The 16,765-nt window shown below is 64.9% G+C and carries 15 protein-coding genes; 11 read left to right on the top strand and 4 right to left on the bottom strand.

The genetic code is table 11. The features are described from left to right. Nucleotides 1-10: 10 nt before the first annotated feature. From ACVMB0_RS10255 to ACVMB0_RS10245, 3 genes are all read left to right on the top strand, one after another. A complete protein-coding gene (locus tag ACVMB0_RS10255; RefSeq protein ID WP_212021204.1) occupies nt 11-511 on the top strand; it encodes an Lrp/AsnC family transcriptional regulator in 501 nt (166 codons plus the stop codon). A 187-nt stretch (nt 512-698) separates the two neighbouring features. Further along, nucleotides 699-980 (top strand): hypothetical protein, encoded by a 282-nt coding sequence (locus ACVMB0_RS10250; RefSeq protein ID WP_461346144.1) that lies wholly within the window; start codon nt 699-701, stop codon nt 978-980. Continuing rightward, on the top strand, nt 977-2,443 hold the full coding sequence (locus tag ACVMB0_RS10245) for a methyl-accepting chemotaxis protein (RefSeq protein ID WP_461346143.1): 1,467 nt from the start codon (nt 977-979) through the stop codon (nt 2,441-2,443). Before ACVMB0_RS10250 ends, ACVMB0_RS10245 begins: the two co-directional genes overlap by 4 nt. A 165-nt stretch (nt 2,444-2,608) precedes the next feature. Here the strand turns inward: ACVMB0_RS10245 and ACVMB0_RS10240 are convergent, their stop codons facing one another. Beyond that, entirely contained in the window at nt 2,609-4,108 is a 1,500-nt protein-coding gene (locus tag ACVMB0_RS10240; protein ID WP_461346142.1) for a phosphomannomutase/phosphoglucomutase, read from the bottom strand. Nucleotides 4,109-4,636: 528 nt separating this feature from the next. On the opposite strand from ACVMB0_RS10240, the gene ACVMB0_RS10235 reads away from it, so the two are divergent. Continuing rightward, on the top strand, nt 4,637-5,122 hold the full coding sequence (locus ACVMB0_RS10235; protein WP_456750918.1) for a hypothetical protein: 486 nt from the start codon (nt 4,637-4,639) through the stop codon (nt 5,120-5,122). 53 nt (nt 5,123-5,175) lie between these two features. Here the strand turns inward: ACVMB0_RS10235 and ACVMB0_RS10230 are convergent, their stop codons facing one another. From ACVMB0_RS10230 to hrpB, 3 genes are all read right to left on the bottom strand, one after another. Next, a complete protein-coding gene (locus ACVMB0_RS10230; RefSeq protein ID WP_456750919.1) occupies nt 5,176-5,688 on the bottom strand; it encodes a TIGR02281 family clan AA aspartic protease in 513 nt (170 codons plus the stop codon). A gap of 176 nt (nt 5,689-5,864) precedes the next feature. Beyond that, nucleotides 5,865-7,331: an NCS1 family nucleobase:cation symporter-1 gene (locus ACVMB0_RS10225; RefSeq protein ID WP_461346141.1), complete on the bottom strand. Its 1,467-nt coding sequence runs from the start codon at nt 7,329-7,331 to the stop codon at nt 5,865-5,867. A gap of 282 nt (nt 7,332-7,613) precedes the next feature. Next, entirely contained in the window at nt 7,614-10,214 is a 2,601-nt protein-coding gene (hrpB, locus tag ACVMB0_RS10220; protein ID WP_461346140.1) for an ATP-dependent helicase HrpB, read from the bottom strand. A gap of 216 nt (nt 10,215-10,430) precedes the next feature. Between hrpB and ACVMB0_RS10215 the strand changes: the two genes are divergently transcribed. The 7 genes from ACVMB0_RS10215 (at nt 10,431) to ACVMB0_RS10185 (ending at nt 16,667) form a co-directional block, all read left to right on the top strand. Continuing rightward, a complete protein-coding gene (locus ACVMB0_RS10215; protein WP_461346139.1) occupies nt 10,431-11,498 on the top strand; it encodes an acyltransferase family protein in 1,068 nt (355 codons plus the stop codon). A gap of 234 nt (nt 11,499-11,732) precedes the next feature. After that, nucleotides 11,733-12,344: a sigma-70 family RNA polymerase sigma factor gene (locus ACVMB0_RS10210; RefSeq protein ID WP_461346138.1), complete on the top strand. Its 612-nt coding sequence runs from the start codon at nt 11,733-11,735 to the stop codon at nt 12,342-12,344. A 410-nt stretch (nt 12,345-12,754) separates the two neighbouring features. Beyond that, a complete protein-coding gene (locus ACVMB0_RS10205; RefSeq protein ID WP_461346137.1) occupies nt 12,755-13,453 on the top strand; it encodes a cytochrome c biogenesis CcdA family protein in 699 nt (232 codons plus the stop codon). An 18-nt stretch (nt 13,454-13,471) separates the two neighbouring features. After that, entirely contained in the window at nt 13,472-14,050 is a 579-nt protein-coding gene (locus ACVMB0_RS10200; RefSeq protein WP_461346136.1) for a thioredoxin family protein, read from the top strand. 75 nt (nt 14,051-14,125) lie between these two features. Next, nucleotides 14,126-15,532 (top strand): cytochrome ubiquinol oxidase subunit I, encoded by a 1,407-nt coding sequence (locus tag ACVMB0_RS10195; protein WP_461346135.1) that lies wholly within the window; start codon nt 14,126-14,128, stop codon nt 15,530-15,532. Further along, nucleotides 15,529-16,539: a cytochrome d ubiquinol oxidase subunit II gene (gene cydB / locus ACVMB0_RS10190; RefSeq protein ID WP_461346134.1), complete on the top strand. Its 1,011-nt coding sequence runs from the start codon at nt 15,529-15,531 to the stop codon at nt 16,537-16,539. The genes ACVMB0_RS10195 and cydB overlap by 4 nt, the downstream gene beginning before the upstream one ends. Next, on the top strand, nt 16,539-16,667 hold the full coding sequence (locus ACVMB0_RS10185) for a DUF2474 domain-containing protein (protein ID WP_456750928.1): 129 nt from the start codon (nt 16,539-16,541) through the stop codon (nt 16,665-16,667). The genes cydB and ACVMB0_RS10185 overlap by 1 nt, the downstream gene beginning before the upstream one ends. The last annotated feature ends 98 nt before the right edge of the window (nt 16,668-16,765 follow it).

The raw sequence follows: 16,765 nt of genomic DNA, 5'->3' as shown, positions 1-16,765 counted from the left end.
ACTTTCTTCTATGTCCGAACTCGCCGTTCAGCTGCATGACAATAATCGCCGCCTCGACGCCATCGATCGCAAGATCCTGACCGTGTTGCAGGAGGATGCCTCGCTCTCCGTCGCCGAGATCGGCGACCGGGTCGGGCTGTCGTCGACGCCATGCTGGAAGCGGATCCAGCGGCTCGAGGCCGACGGCGTGATCCTGCGCCGCGTGGCGCTGGTCGACCAGAACAAGATCGGGCTCGGGATCTCGGTGTTCGTCTCGGTCGAGAGCGCCGACCATTCGGAAGCCTGGCTGCGCAAATTCGCCGATGCCGTCAGCGCCATGCCCGAGGTGATGGAGTTCTACCGGATGGCCGGCGACGTCGACTACATGCTGCGCGTCGTGGTCGCGGACATGCAGGCCTATGACGTGTTCTACAAGAAGCTGATCAGTGCCGTGCCGCTGAAGAACGTCACCTCGCGCTTCGCGATGGAGAAGATCAAGTCGGTGACGGCGCTGCCGGTGCCGGCGGCATAAGCGCCGGCACACACCCCATCAGATTCGATACGCCCCCAGGTAGCCGGCCTGGTCTGCATTTACCTGAAGTTAGCGCCGGCAGCGGCATTGTGCTGCGATGGTGCCGGGGGGAATCATCCCAGCGAGGCGACGGCCCGCATGGCGAGGCGCGGCTGCACTGCTGATTGCGAGCTGGATCGCGATCACAATGCTGTCGTTGCAGGTGCGTGCGGGCAGCGACGTGGTGGCCGTGGCGTTTCCGCCGTGGTGGCGCGCCGAGCGCGCGCTGACGGCCGCCGCATCGGCCAATGCGTCGATCGTTCGGATGACCGCGATCCCGGCCCTGCTGGTGGTGCGGCCTGACCGCAATGGCGGGCTCACCCGGCTGTACGAGGCCGGCGCCTTGCTGACGATGGATCCGCAGGCGATCGCCGGCTGCTTCAAGGCGGACGACGATCCGGGGGTTGGGCGATCTGGGGGTTGGGAATGACCTTCGAAGACGATGAGATGGCCGCGCTGCGCGAGACGGCCAGCAAGATCCTGCTCGTGGTGCTCTGGCTGCATGTGCCGATCGCGATCGTCGTCGGCCTGTCGCTGCACACCGACTGGCTGATCCCGGCCGGCTTCATGGTCGCGATGGCGCTGGCCGCGACGGTGTCGTGGCGCACCTCCGGAAACGGCGTCTCAACGCAGCTGATCGTGGCAGTCGCCCTGATGGCCGGCGTATCGATGCTGGTCTACCAGTTCGCCGGCCACCGCTGGCAGGTCGACATGCACATGTACTTCTTCGCTGCGCTGGCGTGCCTGGTCGCCTATTGCGACTACCGGCCGATCGTCGCCGGCACCGTGGCGGTTGCCCTGCATCACCTGACGCTGAATTTCATCCTGCCGGCCGCGATCTATCCCGGCGGCGCCGATCTCGGCCGCGTCGTGCTCCACGCCGTGATCCTGCTGATCGAGGCCGGCGTGCTGATCTGGCTCGCGCACACGCTCGCCGAACTGTTCAAGACCTCGGCGCAGAAGGCAGCCGAGGCCGAGGTCGCCAGTGCCGCCGAGGCGCGCGCCAATGCCGAGCGCATCGAGGCCGAACGGGCCAAGCACGACCGCGATGCCGCGCGGCGCGAACTGGCCCTGGGCTTCGAGCGCAAGATCGGCGAGGTCGTCGAGGCCGTCGCGGTGGCGGCGAATGCGATGCAGGGCCTGTCGGCAACGATGAACGGCAGCAACGCGGAAACCATGCGCCAGGCCAATGCGGCGGCCTCCGCATCGACGCTGGCGTCGAGCAACGTGGAAACCGTGGCGTCGGCGACCGAGGAGCTGACGGCGTCGATCAACAACATCGCCGAGCAGGTGACGCGCTCGGCGCGGATCGCCGCCAAGGCCGCCGACGAGGCGCGCCGCACCAACGGCGTCGTGCAAGGGCTTGCGGCGGGCACGCAGAAGATCGGCGAGGTGGTGACACTGATCCAGAACATCGCCAGCCAGACCAATTTGCTCGCGTTGAACGCAACCATCGAAGCGGCGCGCGCCGGCGAGCATGGCCGCGGCTTTGCGGTGGTCGCGAGCGAGGTCAAGGCGCTGGCCACCCAGACCGCCAAGGCGACCGAGGAGATTGCGGTTCAGATCCAGGATATCCAGAACGCGACCGGTGCGGCCGTCAGCGCGATCGGGACCATCGGCGCCACCATCGCCGAAATCGATCACGTCTCCGGCGAGATCGCCGCCGCCGTCGATCAGCAGGGCGCGGCGACCCGCGAGATCTCCAGCAATCTGCAGCAGGCGGCCGACCGTACAAGGGACGTCAACAAGGGCATCCTCAACGTCAACCGTGCCTCCGAACAGGCCGGCGGCGCGACCGCACAATTGCTCGATGCGGCCAACGGCCTGTCGTCGCAATCGGAATGGCTGAAGACCGAGCTCGACCGCTTCCTGGCCTCGCTGCGGGCGGCGTGAGCACCACCTTCCCAGCTGCCATCGCCCGACTCGATTGACCTACCTCACTGTCGTCGCCCGGCTTGACCGGGCGATCCAGTATTCCAGAGACAGTCATTTTCAATCGAGAGGCCGCGGCGTACTGGATCACCCGCTTTCGCGGGTGATGACAGCAGAGCACGTGGCTCAAATCTTCTGATTGTATTCGCCGACCTCGGGATGGGTGCGCAGCACGGAATCCATCGCCTCGAACATGTCGCGCATGCGCTGCTCGCTGACCGGGCTTTCGACCACGACCACGAGCTCCGGCTTGTTGGAGGAGGCGCGCACCAGGCCCCAGCTGCCGTCCTCGACGGTGACGCGCACGCCGTTGACGGTGACGAGATCGCGGATGTTCTGGCCCGCGACCTTTTCGCCGTTCTGCTGCAGCGTCTCAAAGTGCTTCACGACCGCATCGACCACGCCGTATTTCGCCTCGTCGGCGCAGTGCGGCGACATCGTCGGCGACGACCATGTCTTCGGCAGCGCGTTCTTCAAATCGGCCATCGACTTGCCCGGCGCGCGGTCGAGCATCTCGCAGATCGCGATCGCCGACACAAGGCCGTCGTCATAGCCGCGGCCGAACGGCTTGTTGAAGAAGAAATGGCCTGACTTCTCGAAGCCGGCGAGCGCGCCCAGTTCATTGGTGCGGCGCTTCATGTAGGAATGGCCGGTCTTCCAGTAGATCGTGTTGGCACCCTGCTTCTGCAACACGGGGTCGGTCACGAACAGCCCGGTCGACTTCACATCGACGACGAACTGCGCGTTGGCGTTGATCGCCGACATGTCGCGCGCCAGCATGACGCCGACCTTGTCGGCGAAGATCTCCTCGCCGGTGTTGTCGACCACGCCGCAGCGGTCGCCGTCGCCGTCGAAGCCGAGGCCGACATCGGCCTTGTGCGCCAGCACCGCATCGCGGATTGCGTGCAGCATCTCCATGTCTTCCGGATTGGGATTGTATTTCGGGAAGGTATGATCGAGCTCGGTGTCGAGCGGGATCACCTCACAGCCGATCGCCTCCAGCACCTGCGGCGCGAACGCGCCCGCGGTGCCGTTGCCGCAGGCCGCCACCACCTTCAGCTTGCGCTTCAGCTTCGGCCGGTTGGTGAGATCGGCGATATAGCGCGCCGGGTAATTCTCGTGAAACTGGTAGGAGCCGCCGGCCTTGTTGTTGAACTCCGCGTTGAGCACGATCTGCTTCAGCCGCGTCATCTCGTCGGGGCCGAAGGTGAGCGGGCGGTTGGCGCCCATCTTGACGCCGGTCCAGCCATTGTCGTTGTGCGAGGCGGTGACCATCGCGACGCAGGGCACGTCGAGATCGAACTGCGCGAAATAGGCCATCGGCGTCACCGCCAGCCCGATGTCGTGCACCTTGCAGCCGGCCGCCATCAAGCCCGAGATCAGCGCGTATTTGATCGAGGCGGAATAGCCGCGGAAGTCGTGCCCGGTGACGATCTCCTGGCGGACGCCGAGCTCTGCGATCAGCGCGCCGAGCCCCATGCCCAGCGCCTGCACGCCCATCAGGTTGATTTCCTGGTTGAACAGCCAACGCGCGTCATACTCGCGAAATCCGGTCGGCTTCACCATCGGCCCGGATTCGAAGGCATAGGTGTTCGGGACCAGCGCGGGCTTCGGCTTGGGAAACATCAGGAACGGCCTCGTGGAAATGCGGAGGAACAGTGCCGCTGGCTTTAGCGAATGCATCGCCGCAACGGAAGGCAGATTGACGGCTTGTGGCCAATAATTACGGCAGATTTGGCATCGGCGAATACTTGCCCGCTGGCGCAAGACGCCCGCGCTTTTGCAGGGGCGCCACTAGGCAAGGAAGGCCCGGAAGAGACCAAGAGCAGGGGCTTTATCCCGGAACTGGGCGTGGAAATCTATAAACGCGGCGGACTATATTACTACGATCAGATCGCGCGGGGATTCCAAGACGGAGCTGGCGGTGGTGTGGGGCTTGGCGATACCGGCGCGGTCGCAAGGGGGCATATGCACTGGGAAGATCAGCGAGAAAGTGATGGAGATCTAAGAAATGCGGAGGCTTATTCTCAGAAAACTCCAGGTTATAGAGCGTGGGTCGGAACTCGATATGGGAGCAGATTGTATTGGCATAACGGCAAGCCAACGGCGGGGCGGATGCCGGATTGGAATCGATACAAATATTGAGTCATGTCGATGAAGGCGATCGCGTTCGCTGGAGCTTTATTGCTTCTATTTGCCAGTTCAACCTTATGTAAGGCGAACTCTAGTAACTGGTGTGCGGCGGATGTTGCGATCTTGAATTTCAAAGATTACAAAGGTCAAGATCTTGCAAGGATCGAGCTTCGTTCCCTCAAACCGGTTTGCGACCGTAACCCGGAAAAGGAAGGGTTTGGAGCAAACTTTGAACGCTCGATGCGCATCGAACACGATGGGCAATGGACTGACGTGCCGACAGCGTGTCTATCCGGTTTTTCTTTTGCGATGGATAGCCTGGCGCTGGAGGGTGACGATCGCGGTCTGGGCATATCTCTTATTGGAAAATCGCCGGACAACGACGAGCGTGTAAAACGCTCGATATACAAATTGGATGGCAGGATTTACTGCTATCAGGTAGAGCGCTATCCGAATGTCGACGATCAGGATCACGAAATTAGGGAGTACAATAGGGACTTACAGTGAGTCCGCCGGGAGACCGGCTCGACACTCTGCGAAAGCGCCTCAGCCAATCGGCCTTACTGCTCCAGCAACAATTTTCCGTTGGCGTATTCGAAGCGCTTCAGCTTCGAGAGGAAGGACAGGCCGAGCAGGTTTTCCGACAGCGCCTCATCCGGCAGCACCAGGGCGTCGACATCGCGCACGGTGATGCCGCCGATCTCGACCATGGCGATGCGGGTGCGCGCCGCCCTGATGGTGCCGTTGGCGGTTGTGACGCGCGAGGTGTAGTCGCCCGGCACCGGACGCAGGCCGAAGCGCGCGGCCGAGGTCTCGTTCAGGGCGACCACGGAGGCGCCGGTGTCGACCATGAAATCGATGCGCTGGCCGTCGATCCGGCCGTCGGTCGCGAAATGACCGCGCGGATCGGGCGCGATGCTGAGCGTGCGGGCGCTGGCCTGCGCCACCGTGACGGCGGGGGAGATGGTCTGCTTGGTGGTGGTCGCGGCGGCGGGCGACATCTTGCTGGCCATCTGGGCCATGAAGGTGCCCAGCCCGATCAGGATGGCCGCGAAAATCATCAGGTTACGCATGACACCAACTCGGAGAACCGAACACGCAATTTCACCACGCCGCGCGCCGCGCCGCGAGCAAGCGCGGCAGCGCGAGCCTGTCATTTTGGCGAAAAGGATGAGCGAACAGTTAATGCGAACCCGGAGAGGCGGCCGAATGCGATCGGCCGCCCTCCAAAGCCGGAATTTGCCGGTCCTCAGGCGGTTCTGGCGACCGGGCTCGGCATTGCAGCGCGCAGCGCGTAATAGACCGCGCCCGCGATCGCGACCCCGAAGAACCAGCCATAGACCGCCCACCAGGCCGGCAGGATCGAGGTGAAGTTCGGCAGCACCGACGAAAACAGCGCACCGACGGCAGCGGCGATCAGCGCGCTGACGTTCCAGCCGTTCTGGAACCGATATTCGCCGTCCTCCTGATAGAGCGCCGGCACGTTCACTCGGCCTTTGGCGATCAGATAATAGTCGACCATCATGATCCCGTAGATCGGCCCCATGGTCGCGCCGATCAATCCGACGAACGAGGCGGCGCTGCCCTCCCAGGGCGCGAAGGGATACAGCGCGAGTGCGATCAGTGCCGCGATGTAGCCGCCCTTCTTGAAGTCGATATGCCGCGGAAACACGTTCGAGAAGTCGAACGCCGGCGAAACGAAATTGGCGACCACGTTGATGCCGAGCGTCGCCACAGCGAAGGTGACGGCGGCGAGCAGCGCCAGGAACCAACTGTCGAACTTGGCCGAGATCTGGTCGGGATGCAGCAGCACCTCGTGATAGACGTTGAAGGCTGCGATGGTGGTGACGCCGGCGACCAGCGAGAACAGGATCAGATTGACCGGCAGGCCCCAGATATTGCCCTTGCGCAGCGCGTTGACGTCAGGCGCATAGCGTGAGAAGTCGCAGAAGTTGAGATAGAGCGCGGCGAAATAGGTGATCCAGGTCGCGGCGACGGCGCACAGCGCCGGGAACGAGCCGGGCACGCCGGGCACGCCGGCCTCCTTGGTCTTCTCCAGCAGCACATCCTGCGGGATCGGCGCGGTCAGCGAGATGCCGCCGGCCGCGATGCAGAGATAGATCGCGAGGATCAGCATCATCAGCCACACCGCGGGCCCCGCCCAGTCCTGGAAGCGCCGCACCGTTTCCATGCCGCGCTGGATGATCAAGAGTTGCAGCGCCCAGATCACGACGAAGCAGATCACCTCGAGCGTGGAATGGCCGAGCATGTGGCTCGACTGGTGGAACGCCTTGAAGCCGTCCATGCGGGTCAGCAGCGCGACGATCGCGCCGGAAGCCGCCGCGGTCTGCGCGCCGTACCAGAAGCAGGCGACGATGGCGCGGACCAGCGCCGGAATGTTGGCGCCCCAGACCCCGAACGAGGCCCGTGCCAGCACCGGATAGGGCACGCCGGTCCGCACCCCGGCATTGCCGATCAGGCTCATCAGCACGAAGATCACCAGCGAGCCGACGCCGATCGCGAGGATGAAGTTGACGAAGCTGCCGCAGAGCAGGAACAGGCTGGCGGCGAGGTAATAGCCCCACAGGCTGTGCACGTCCGAGGTCCAGACATTGAAGATGCTGAAGGCGCCCCAGTTGCGTTCCTTGGCCGGCGCCAGGTCTTCATTGTACAGCGACGGCGATGCGTTCTTGATCTCCAGGTTCTGGAAGTTCATGGCGGCCTCCCCAATGTGCGAGCCCGTGATCCCGACGCACAAATCTAATCACCGTTTGCCGGTGCTTGCCAGCGTTACGTCCCCCGGACGGTGTGGATCTGTGCCCGTCATTGCGAGCCACCCGGTCGGCGCGAAGCGCCGCCGGATGACAGGCTCCGCGAAGCAATCCATCGAGCGGCATGCCCGGATCGACGGATTGCTTCGTCGCTTCAGCGCAAAATTGCTTTGCAATTTTGCCGCGAGCTCCTCGCAATGACGGCGATGTATGAAATTCGCGACCCGTCAAGTCCCGCGCGGCTTCACGCGCCGGGTCGGCATCGCGCTGGCGGGATCTTCCGGCCAGGGATGGCGCGGATAGCGGCCGCGCAGGTCGGAACGCACCGCGGCGTAACTGCCGCGCCAGAAACCCGGCAGGTCCCGCGTCACCTGCACCGGGCGCTGCGCCGGCGACAGCAGTTCCAGCACCAGCGGCACCGCGCCCTTGGCGATCGACGGATGGCTGTTGAGCCCGAACAATTCCTGCAACCGCACCGCGATGGTCGGGCCCTGCTCGGCCTCGTAGTCGATCGCAAGCTGCGTTCCGGTCGGCGCCTCGAAATGCGTCGGCGCCTCGCGATCGAGCCGCGCGCGTAGCTCCCATGGCAACAACGTCATCAGCGCGTCCGATACGTCGCCGGCCGACAGATCCTTCAACGCGGTCTTGTCGTAGAGCGCCCCCACCAGCCAGTCGTCGGCCCGCGCGGCAAGCGCGGCATCGGACAGATCGGGCCAGCTGTCGTCCTCGGCCTTGCGCAGGAACATGACGCGGTCGCGCCATTGTTTCGCTTGCTTCGACCAGGGCAACCGGTCGAGCCCCGCCGCGATCAGGCCGTCGGCGAAGATGCGCGCGGTCTCGGCCGATGGCGTCAGCGGCATCGGCGCTTCCGAGAATGTGATCGCGTGCAGCGAACGGCGGCGGCGCGCGCGCAGCGCCATCGCGCTGCGATCGAACGTCACCTCCTCGATCGTCTCGATCTGGTCGGCGAAGCGCTGCTCGATCTCCTCCTGGGTGATCGGCGCCGCCAGCAGGATGCGGCCGCTCGCGGCCGTGCCGGTCAGTTCGGCGACCGCAATATAGGGCAGCCGCGCCAGCGCCGCGGTCTGCTCGACGGCAGCGCCGCGGCCGTTGGCCAGCACGAAGCTGCCATTGCCGCGGTTCTTCGCGACCCGGTCCGGGAACGCGAATGCCAGCATGACGCCGGTCGAAAGGTTTGCGTTAGGAACGCGAGAGCGGTAGGGCTCCCCTCCCTCTTTCGGGGAGGGGTTGGGGAAGGGAGCGGCCCCGGGAGAAACTGCCCGTGTGGCTCCCTCTCCCCGACCCTCCCCCGCAAGGGGGGAGGGAGAAGTAAGAGCGTCCTCGCTGGCCGCCACCTGCGAGGCCCAGCGCGCGGCCGTGCTGCGCGCGCTCGAGGCCCGCTGTGAGCGGTCGCGGCGGAACTGGTCGAGCCTGTGGTCGAGATCGACACTGTCGCCGCCGAGCCCGCGCTCGGTCAGCACGGCGGCGATCTCGGCCGCCTCCTCGCCCATGCCGAAGCGGGCGGAATCCACGATCATGCGCGCCAGCCGCGGCGGCAGCGCCAGCGCGCGCAGACTCTGGCCTTCCTCGGTGATGCGGCCGTCAGCGTCGAGCGCGCCGAGTTCTGACAGCAGCGATCTGGCTTCCTTCAGCGCCGGCCCCGGCGGCGGATCGAGGAAGGCAAGGCTTGCGGGATCGCTGACGCCCCATTGCGCGAGGTCGAGCACCAGCGACGACAGATCGGCGGAAAGAATCTCGGGCGCGGTATAGGCCGGCAGCGACGCGGTCTGCGGCTCGTCCCAGAGCCGGTAGCAGACGCCAGGCTCAATACGGCCGGCGCGGCCGCGGCGCTGATCGACCGCGGCGCGCGAGGCCCGCACGGTCTCCAGTCGCGTCAGCGCCATGTCCGGCTCGTAGCGCGGCACTCGCGCGAGGCCGCAATCGACCACGATGCGGACGCCCTCGATGGTCAGCGAGGTCTCGGCAATCGAGGTCGCCAGCACCACCTTGCGGATGCCTTTCGGCGCCGGCGCGATGGCACGATCCTGCACGCTGGCATCGAGCGCGCCGAACAGCGGCACGATCTCGACCGAGGCGTCGTGCACGCGCTCGGCGAGAAAGGTTTGCGTGCGGCGGATCTCGGCCGCGCCGGGCAGAAACGCGAGCACCGAGCCGGCATCGGCGCGCAGCGCAGTCGCGATCGTCTCGGCCATCTGCCGCTCCACCGGCACCTCGACCTTGCGGCCGACATAGCGGGTCTCGACCGGAAAGGCGCGGCCCTCGCTCTCGACCACCGGCGCATCGCCGAGCAGTTTGGCGACGCGCGCGCCGTCGAGGGTGGCCGACATCACCAGGATGCGCAGATCCTCGCGCAGGCCGGTCTGCGCATCGCGCGCCAGCGCCAGGCCAAGATCGGCATCGAGCGAGCGCTCGTGGAATTCGTCGAACAGCACCGCGGCGACGCCGTTGAGCTCGGGATCGTCGAGGATCTGCCGCGAGAAGATGCCTTCGGTGACGACCTCGATCCGCGTCGCGCGCGACACCTTCGAGCCGAAGCGGACGCGATAGCCGACGGTCTCGCCGGGACGCTCACGAAGCGTCTTCGCCATCCGCTCGGCGCTGGCGCGCGCGGCGATGCGGCGCGGCTCCAGCACGATGATCCTCTTGCCCCTGGCCCAGGGCGCATCGAGCAGCGCCAGCGGCACGCGCGTGGTCTTGCCGGCGCCCGGCGGCGCCACCAGCACGGCGGCGTTGTGGCGATCGAGCGTGCGGTCGAGCTCGTCGAGCACGGCGTCGATCGGCAGCGGACTATCGAATTGGTGCGGCAAGGAGTCTCATCGCAGGCCACGGCGTTCGGCCGCCCCGCGTCCTGTGGTTAACGGGCGTCGGATTCTTCTCAAGATTTCCGGGCTCTTAGACCATTCGCCTGGCCCAGGGAACCGGGGAAAGGGCTGAGCTTAAGGTGGCACATCCCTTGTACTGATAAAGGAGAAAGCAACCGATCGGGCCGATGATGGGCCCAATCACGCCGAAACGGGACAAGGATGGCCACAAACGGCACAATCGTCGCGACAGATCGCCCCGCCGGGAATGCGGGGGCGCGCGTCGATTGGGTCGACTATGCCAAGGGCATCTGCATCATCATGGTGGTGATGATGCATTCGGTGCTGGGGGTCGAGAAGGCCGCCGAGCAGACCGGTTTCATGCATTATGTCGTGATGTTCGCCAAACCGTTCCGGATGCCCGACTTCTTCCTGATCTCGGGACTGTTCCTGTCGGTCGTGATCGATCGCGACTGGCGCACCTATCTCGACCGCAAGGTGATGCACTTTGCCTATTTCTACGTGCTGTGGGTAACGATCCAGTTCGGCTTCAAGGCGCCACCGCTGGCCGCCGATATCGGTTGGGCCCAGGTTGGGCTGCAATACCTCGAGGCCTTCATCCAGCCGTTCGGCACGCTGTGGTTCATCTACCTGCTGCCGATCTTCTTCGTCGTCACCAAGCTGACCCGCAACGTCCACCCGCTTGCGATCTGGCTGATCGCGGCAGCGTTGGAGTCGGCGCATGTCGCAACCGGCTCGACTGTGGTCGACGAATTCAGCGCCCGCTTCGTCTATTTCTTCACCGGCTATATCCTCGCAGACTACGTGTTCGCGCTGTCGGACCGCGCGCGGGCGCAGCCGGCGCTCGCCCTGCTCGGGCTCGGGCTGTGGGCCCTCGTCAATGGCGGCCTGGTTGCATGCGATGTCAGCGAATGGCCTGTTGTCTCGCTGGCGCTCGGCTTTGCCGGCGCCTGCGCGATCATCGTCACCGGCACGCTGCTGGCGCGCGGACACTGGCTCGGCTTGCTGCGCTTCTGCGGCCAACATTCGATCGTGATCTATCTCGCCTTCTTCTTGCCGATGGCCGCGACCCGCACGCTGCTGCTTCGATTCGATGTCATCCCCGACATCGGCCTGATCTCGCTGATCGTGACCGCGGCCGGCGTCGCCGGCTCGCTGCTGATCTGGCGGCTGGCGCTGGCGGTTCGGGCCAATTTCCTGTTCGAACGGCCGAACGCATTCTGGATTGCCCCAAAAAAGGCGGCGCCCGCTTTGCAAGCGGCCGAATAGTGCCAAAAGTCATGGTCCGGAATCGTTCCCAGAGGTGCGATTCCGGCCTGCTGGAATTTCCACCCGTTGAAATGATTGGACTTTCGGTCCCGAATGTTTCGTCGTCCGGACAGCGACGAAACAATTCTCCGGGTCACGAAACCATTTTCCGCTTTTCGCGCAGACATCCGGAAACGGGCGATAACTAGCTTTCTCCCAACGAACCGCCGCCTAACGGCGAACTGGGAGCCTGTCATGCCGAACGTCATCGCCATCAACTCTGCAGCCACGAAGCATATCGAAGCTGCCCGCGCGACCTCGGATGAAATGCTGCTCGCGCGTATCGCCAAGCATAACCGCACCTCGATGCACACGCTCTACGCCCGTCACAACGTCCGGGTTTACCGCTTCGTGCTCCGCATGGTGCGCGACACCACGATGGCCGAGGACCTTGTCAGCCAGGTGTTCCTGGACGTCTGGCGCACCGCGGCGCAATTCGAGGGCCGCTCGCAGGTCTCGACCTGGTTGCTGTCGATCGCCCGCTTCAAGGCGCTGACTGCGCTGCGCCAGCGCAAGCATGAGGACATCGACCAGGACGACGTGCTGGAGATCCCGGATGGCGCCGACACGCCGGAAACCTCGCTCGATCGCGCCACCACCAGCGAAATCCTGCGCGCCTGCGTGGCCAAGCTGTCGCCGGCGCACCGCGAGATCATCAACTTGGTCTACTACCATGAGAAGTCGGTCGAGGAGGCCGGGCAGATCATCGGGATCCCGCAGAGCACGGTGAAGACCCGCATGTTCTATGCCCGCAAGCAGCTCGCCGATCTCCTCCGGGTTGCCGGCGTGGACAGCGTGGCGGCGTAAAGCCACAATAGATCAATTACTTAAAAGGAGATGGCGGAGGCCGGGCAATTGTCCACGAAGCCGAAAACGTCCGGCGACGAAACAATTGAAACAATCGACGACATCACCCGGAAAAACGCGATCTCTATACCCATATCCAACGACGCAACCCCAACCCAATTCACTGACCAGTTTCGACGCTTCCTAGTTCTAACCTCCCAAGTAAACCTCCAACGACCCGGCCGGGATGCCCCCCAGCCGGGTCGCTCTGTTTTGGCGCGCGTTTGTGAGGTCGAGCGCGCCTCGTCTCACACAGACGTGACGGTGCCCACAATCGTCCCGCCGTAACGGCGCGAGCGTCCTCGCGAAGATCATCAGACGACCCCGGCACGGCCCTCCGGCGCGCCGGGACTTCCGATGGACGGACGACGATGCTCAGCCTTGCCCCTGCCCTTACCTTGGCCCTGCTTGCCGGTGTCGCCACCGTCGCCGCGCCCTGCACCCTGCCGATGCTGCCGATCCTGCTTGGGGCATCGATAGGCCAGACCGGCAAGACGCGGCCCGCGATGATCGCGCTCGGCTTCGTGATGTCATTCTCTGCGGTGGCATTGCTGCTGAGCGCGATCACGCGCGCCTTCGATTTCGATCCCAACCTGCTGCGGAGCGGCGCAGCAATCCTGCTCGCGGGCTTCGGCCTCTTGATGATCTGGCCGGCGCCGTTCGAATGGCTGGCGATCCGGCTCACCGGCAATCTCGGCCAGGCCGCGCCGTCGCCGAGCCTGTTCGGCGGCTTCGTGCTCGGCTCGACGCTCGGCCTGGTGTGGACGCCCTGCGCCGGTCCGGTGCTCGGTTCGATCCTGACCATCGTCGCGACCTCGAAGGACACCGCATGGGCGAGCCTGCAACTCGTCACCTACGCGATCGGCGCCGCGATCCCGATGCTGGCGATCGCCTATGGCGGGCAGGCGGTCACCACACGCGTGCGCAGCCTGGCGCGGATCGCGCCGCGCCTGCAGCAAGGCTTCGGCGTCGTGATCATCGGCTTCGCCGCTTTGTTCTACCTGCAATACGACACGCTGATCGTGGCGTGGCTGACCCGATTCTATCCCAACGGCCAGATCGGCCTGTGAGCTTGAAAGGAGAATGCGATGTCCCTGCGCTTGATTGCCGTATCCGCTGTGGTCGCGGGCCTCGGTCTCGGCGGCGCCGTCATCCCAGGTTTCTGCACCGAGTCCGACGCGCCGGCCGTGCCGGTGCCGCGGGCCGTCGCCATGACCACCGGAAAGAGCCAAACCGCGCCCGAATTCACCGGGATAAGCACCTGGTTCAATTCGAAGCCGCTGAAGCTCGCGGATCTGCGCGGCAAGGTCGTGCTGGTGGATTTCTGGACCTATGGCTGCGTCAACTGCGTCAACACGCTGCCGCATGTCACCCAACTTTATTCAAAGTACCGGGATCGCGGCCTCGTCGTGATCGGAGTCCACACGCCGGAATTCCCGTTCGAGCATTCGGCGACCAACGTGCAGGCGGCGCTGAAGCGGCACGGCATCCTCTATCCGGTGGCGCAGGATAACAATTCGCAGACCTGGAACGCCTACGGCAACCAGTATTGGCCGGCGCAATACATCATCGACCAGAACGGCAAGATCGTATTCCAGCACGCCGGCGAGGGCCAGTACGAGGAGATCGACCGCACCGTCGCCCGGCTGCTCAGCGCCAACAGCTGATCGGACAATCCGCCCTCTTTGTCGTCACACCTGACGTGGTAAGCTCCATGTCAGGTCGACGACAGGTGGTGGATCATGTTCGAAGGCTGGGATGCGGTCGTACTCGCCCGCGCGCAATTCGCTTTCACGATGTCGTTCCACATCGTGTTTCCCGCATTCTCGATCGGGCTTGCGAGCTATCTCGCGGTGCTGGAGGCGCTGTGGCTGATCACCAGGCGCGAAGTCTTCATCAACCTGTTCAACTACTGGCTGAAGATCTTCGCGGTCGCTTTCGGCATGGGCGTGGTGTCCGGCATCGTGATGTCCTACCAGTTCGGCACCAACTGGTCGTCATTTGCCGACAAGACCGGGCCGGTGATCGGCCCGATGATGGCCTATGAGGTCTTGACCGCATTCTTCCTCGAGGCCGGCTTCCTCGGCGTGATGCTGTTCGGGCTCGAGCGCGTCGGTCCCAGGCTGCACTTCCTGGCGACGTTGATGGTCGCGATCGGCACGCTGATCTCGGCGTTCTGGATCCTGTCGGCCAATTCCTGGATGCAGACGCCGGCCGGCCAGGCCGTCAATGCCGACGGCCAGTTCGTCGCCGCCGACTGGCTCAAGGTGATCTTCAATCCGTCGTTCCCCTACCGCCTGGTGCACATGGTGCTGGCGGCCTACCTCACCACCTCGCTGGTGGTCGGCGCGGTCGGCGCCTGGCACCTGCTGCGCGACCAGCATCTGGCGGGGGCGCGCGTGATGTTCTCGATGGCGATGTGGATGGCAACCCTGGTGGCGCCGATCCAAATCCTCGCCGGCGACCAGCATGGCCTCAACACGCTGGAGCACCAGCCGGCCAAGGTGATGGCGATGGAAGGCCACTTCCAGAGCCACAAGGACGGCGCACCGCTGATCCTGTTCGGCTGGCCCGACCAGCGTGAGGCGAAGGTGAAGTATGCGATCGAGGTGCCGAAACTGTCGTCGCTGATCCTGAAGCATTCGCTCAATGCGCCGCTCGCCGGCCTCGACACCGTGCCGCGTGAAAACTGGCCGCCGGTGCCGATCACCTTCTGGGCGTTCCGCATCATGGTCGGACTCGGCTTCCTGATCATGGGGCTCGGCCTGTTCAGCCTGCTGATGCGCTGGCGCGGCATGCTGTACCAGTCATCGCTGCTGCATCGCTTCGCGGTGACGATGGGCCCGGCCGGCTTCATCGCCGTGCTGGCGGGCTGGATCACCACCGAGACCGGACGGCAACCGTTCACCGTCTACGGGCTGCTGCGCACGGTCGATTCGGCCTCACCGCTGGCGGCACCGGCGGTGGGCTCGTCGCTGATCGCCTTCATCATCGTCTATTTCGCCGTGTTCACCGCGGGCGTGATCTACATCCTGCGGCTGATGGCGCAGCCGCCACACCCCGGCGAACAGGGCCCGGCGACGAACATCCCGGCCCGCGCGGCCGGCATCACGCCGGCGGCCGGCGCAGCCGCGGAGGGCGCGCGATGAGCATCGCAATCGACCTCGCCACGATTTGGGCCTTCATCATCGCCTTTGCCGTGTTCGTCTATGTCGTGATGGACGGCTTCGATCTCGGCCTCGGCATCCTGTTTCCGCTGTTTCCGCAAAAGGCCGACCGCGACATCATCATGAACACGGTGGCGCCGGTGTGGGACGGCAACGAGACCTGGCTGGTGCTCGGCGGCGGCGGCATGATGGCGGCGTTTCCGCTGGCCTATGCGGTGCTGATGCCGGCGCTCTACACCCCGATGATCGCGATGCTGCTCGGCCTCGTGTTCCGCGGCGTCGCCTTCGAATTCCGCTGGCGCACCAAGAAGGCGCGCAACAAATGGGACCTCGCCTTTGCCGGCGGCTCGCTGGTTGCGACCCTGGCGCAGGGGATTGCGCTCGGCGCCATCCTGCAGGGCATCCATGTGGAAGGCCGTCACTATGCCGGCGGCTGGTGGGACTGGCTGACGCCGTTCAGCGTGCTGACCGGCATTGCGTTGGTGATCGGCTATGCGCTGCTCGGCGCGACCTGGCTGGTGATGAAGACCGAAGACGGGCTGCGCGACCGCGCCTATCACCTGAGCTGGATCCTGCTGGTCGCGATGCTCTGCGCGATCGGCGCCGTCAGCATCGCAACCCCGTTCCTCGCCGTGCAATACACCCAGCGCTGGTTCGCCTGGCCCAACATCATCCTCACCGCGCCGGTACCGATCGCGGTCGCCGCCGTCACCGCGCTGCTGCTGCGCGCGCTCGGCAACAAGAACGACCATCAGCCGTTCTTCCTGACGCTGGCGCTGTTCGCGCTGTCCTATGCCGGGCTCGGCATCAGCATGTATCCTTACATCGTACCGCAGAGCATCACGATCTGGCAGGCGGCGGCGCCGGCCAACAGCCAGGTCTTCATGCTGGTCGGGGTCGCGGTCCTGGTGCCGCTGATCCTCGGCTACACCGCCTGGGCCTATTGGGTGTTCCGCGGCAAGGTCCGCCCCGGCCATGGGTACCACTGATGCCGCCTCATCCTAGTCAGCGGCCGCTCGGCCGGCGCCTGCTGTGGTTCGCCGTGCTGTGGCTCGGCGGCGTCGGCACGGTGACCTTGATCTCATTCATGCTGCGGCTCTGGATCGCGCCGAAATGAGGCGTCAGGCTTGGCGCGCCTCGGCTTTCGATGACAAAAAACGGAAGCATTACAGTGATATAGTGTGACGCTCGCCCTAAACTTGCCATCAAGCTGCC

The sequence above is a fragment of the Bradyrhizobium sp. USDA 4451 genome (assembly GCF_054822585.1).
Note: the sequence above shows the minus strand (reverse complement) of the source record. Positions and strands in the feature narration are given on the sequence as shown.

Bases quoted from the DNA above. Each gene is read 5' to 3' on its own strand.
- ACVMB0_RS10255 (WP_212021204.1), top strand. From the start codon at position 11: ATGTCCGAACTCGCCGTTCAGCTGCATGACAATAATCGCCGCCTCGAC.
- ACVMB0_RS10250 (WP_461346144.1), top strand. From the start codon at position 699: ATGCTGTCGTTGCAGGTGCGTGCGGGCAGCGACGTGGTGGCCGTGGCG.
- ACVMB0_RS10245 (WP_461346143.1), top strand. From the start codon at position 977: ATGACCTTCGAAGACGATGAGATGGCCGCGCTGCGCGAGACGGCCAGC.
- ACVMB0_RS10240 (WP_461346142.1), bottom strand. From the start codon at position 4,108: ATGTTTCCCAAGCCGAAGCCCGCGCTGGTCCCGAACACCTATGCCTTC.
- ACVMB0_RS10235 (WP_456750918.1), top strand. From the start codon at position 4,637: ATGAAGGCGATCGCGTTCGCTGGAGCTTTATTGCTTCTATTTGCCAGT.
- ACVMB0_RS10230 (WP_456750919.1), bottom strand. From the start codon at position 5,688: ATGCGTAACCTGATGATTTTCGCGGCCATCCTGATCGGGCTGGGCACC.
- ACVMB0_RS10225 (WP_461346141.1), bottom strand. From the start codon at position 7,331: ATGAACTTCCAGAACCTGGAGATCAAGAACGCATCGCCGTCGCTGTAC.
- ACVMB0_RS10215 (WP_461346139.1), top strand. From the start codon at position 10,431: ATGGCCACAAACGGCACAATCGTCGCGACAGATCGCCCCGCCGGGAAT.
- ACVMB0_RS10210 (WP_461346138.1), top strand. From the start codon at position 11,733: ATGCCGAACGTCATCGCCATCAACTCTGCAGCCACGAAGCATATCGAA.
- ACVMB0_RS10205 (WP_461346137.1), top strand. From the start codon at position 12,755: ATGCTCAGCCTTGCCCCTGCCCTTACCTTGGCCCTGCTTGCCGGTGTC.
- ACVMB0_RS10200 (WP_461346136.1), top strand. From the start codon at position 13,472: ATGTCCCTGCGCTTGATTGCCGTATCCGCTGTGGTCGCGGGCCTCGGT.
- ACVMB0_RS10195 (WP_461346135.1), top strand. From the start codon at position 14,126: ATGTTCGAAGGCTGGGATGCGGTCGTACTCGCCCGCGCGCAATTCGCT.
- cydB (WP_461346134.1), top strand. From the start codon at position 15,529: ATGAGCATCGCAATCGACCTCGCCACGATTTGGGCCTTCATCATCGCC.
- ACVMB0_RS10185 (WP_456750928.1), top strand. From the start codon at position 16,539: ATGCCGCCTCATCCTAGTCAGCGGCCGCTCGGCCGGCGCCTGCTGTGG.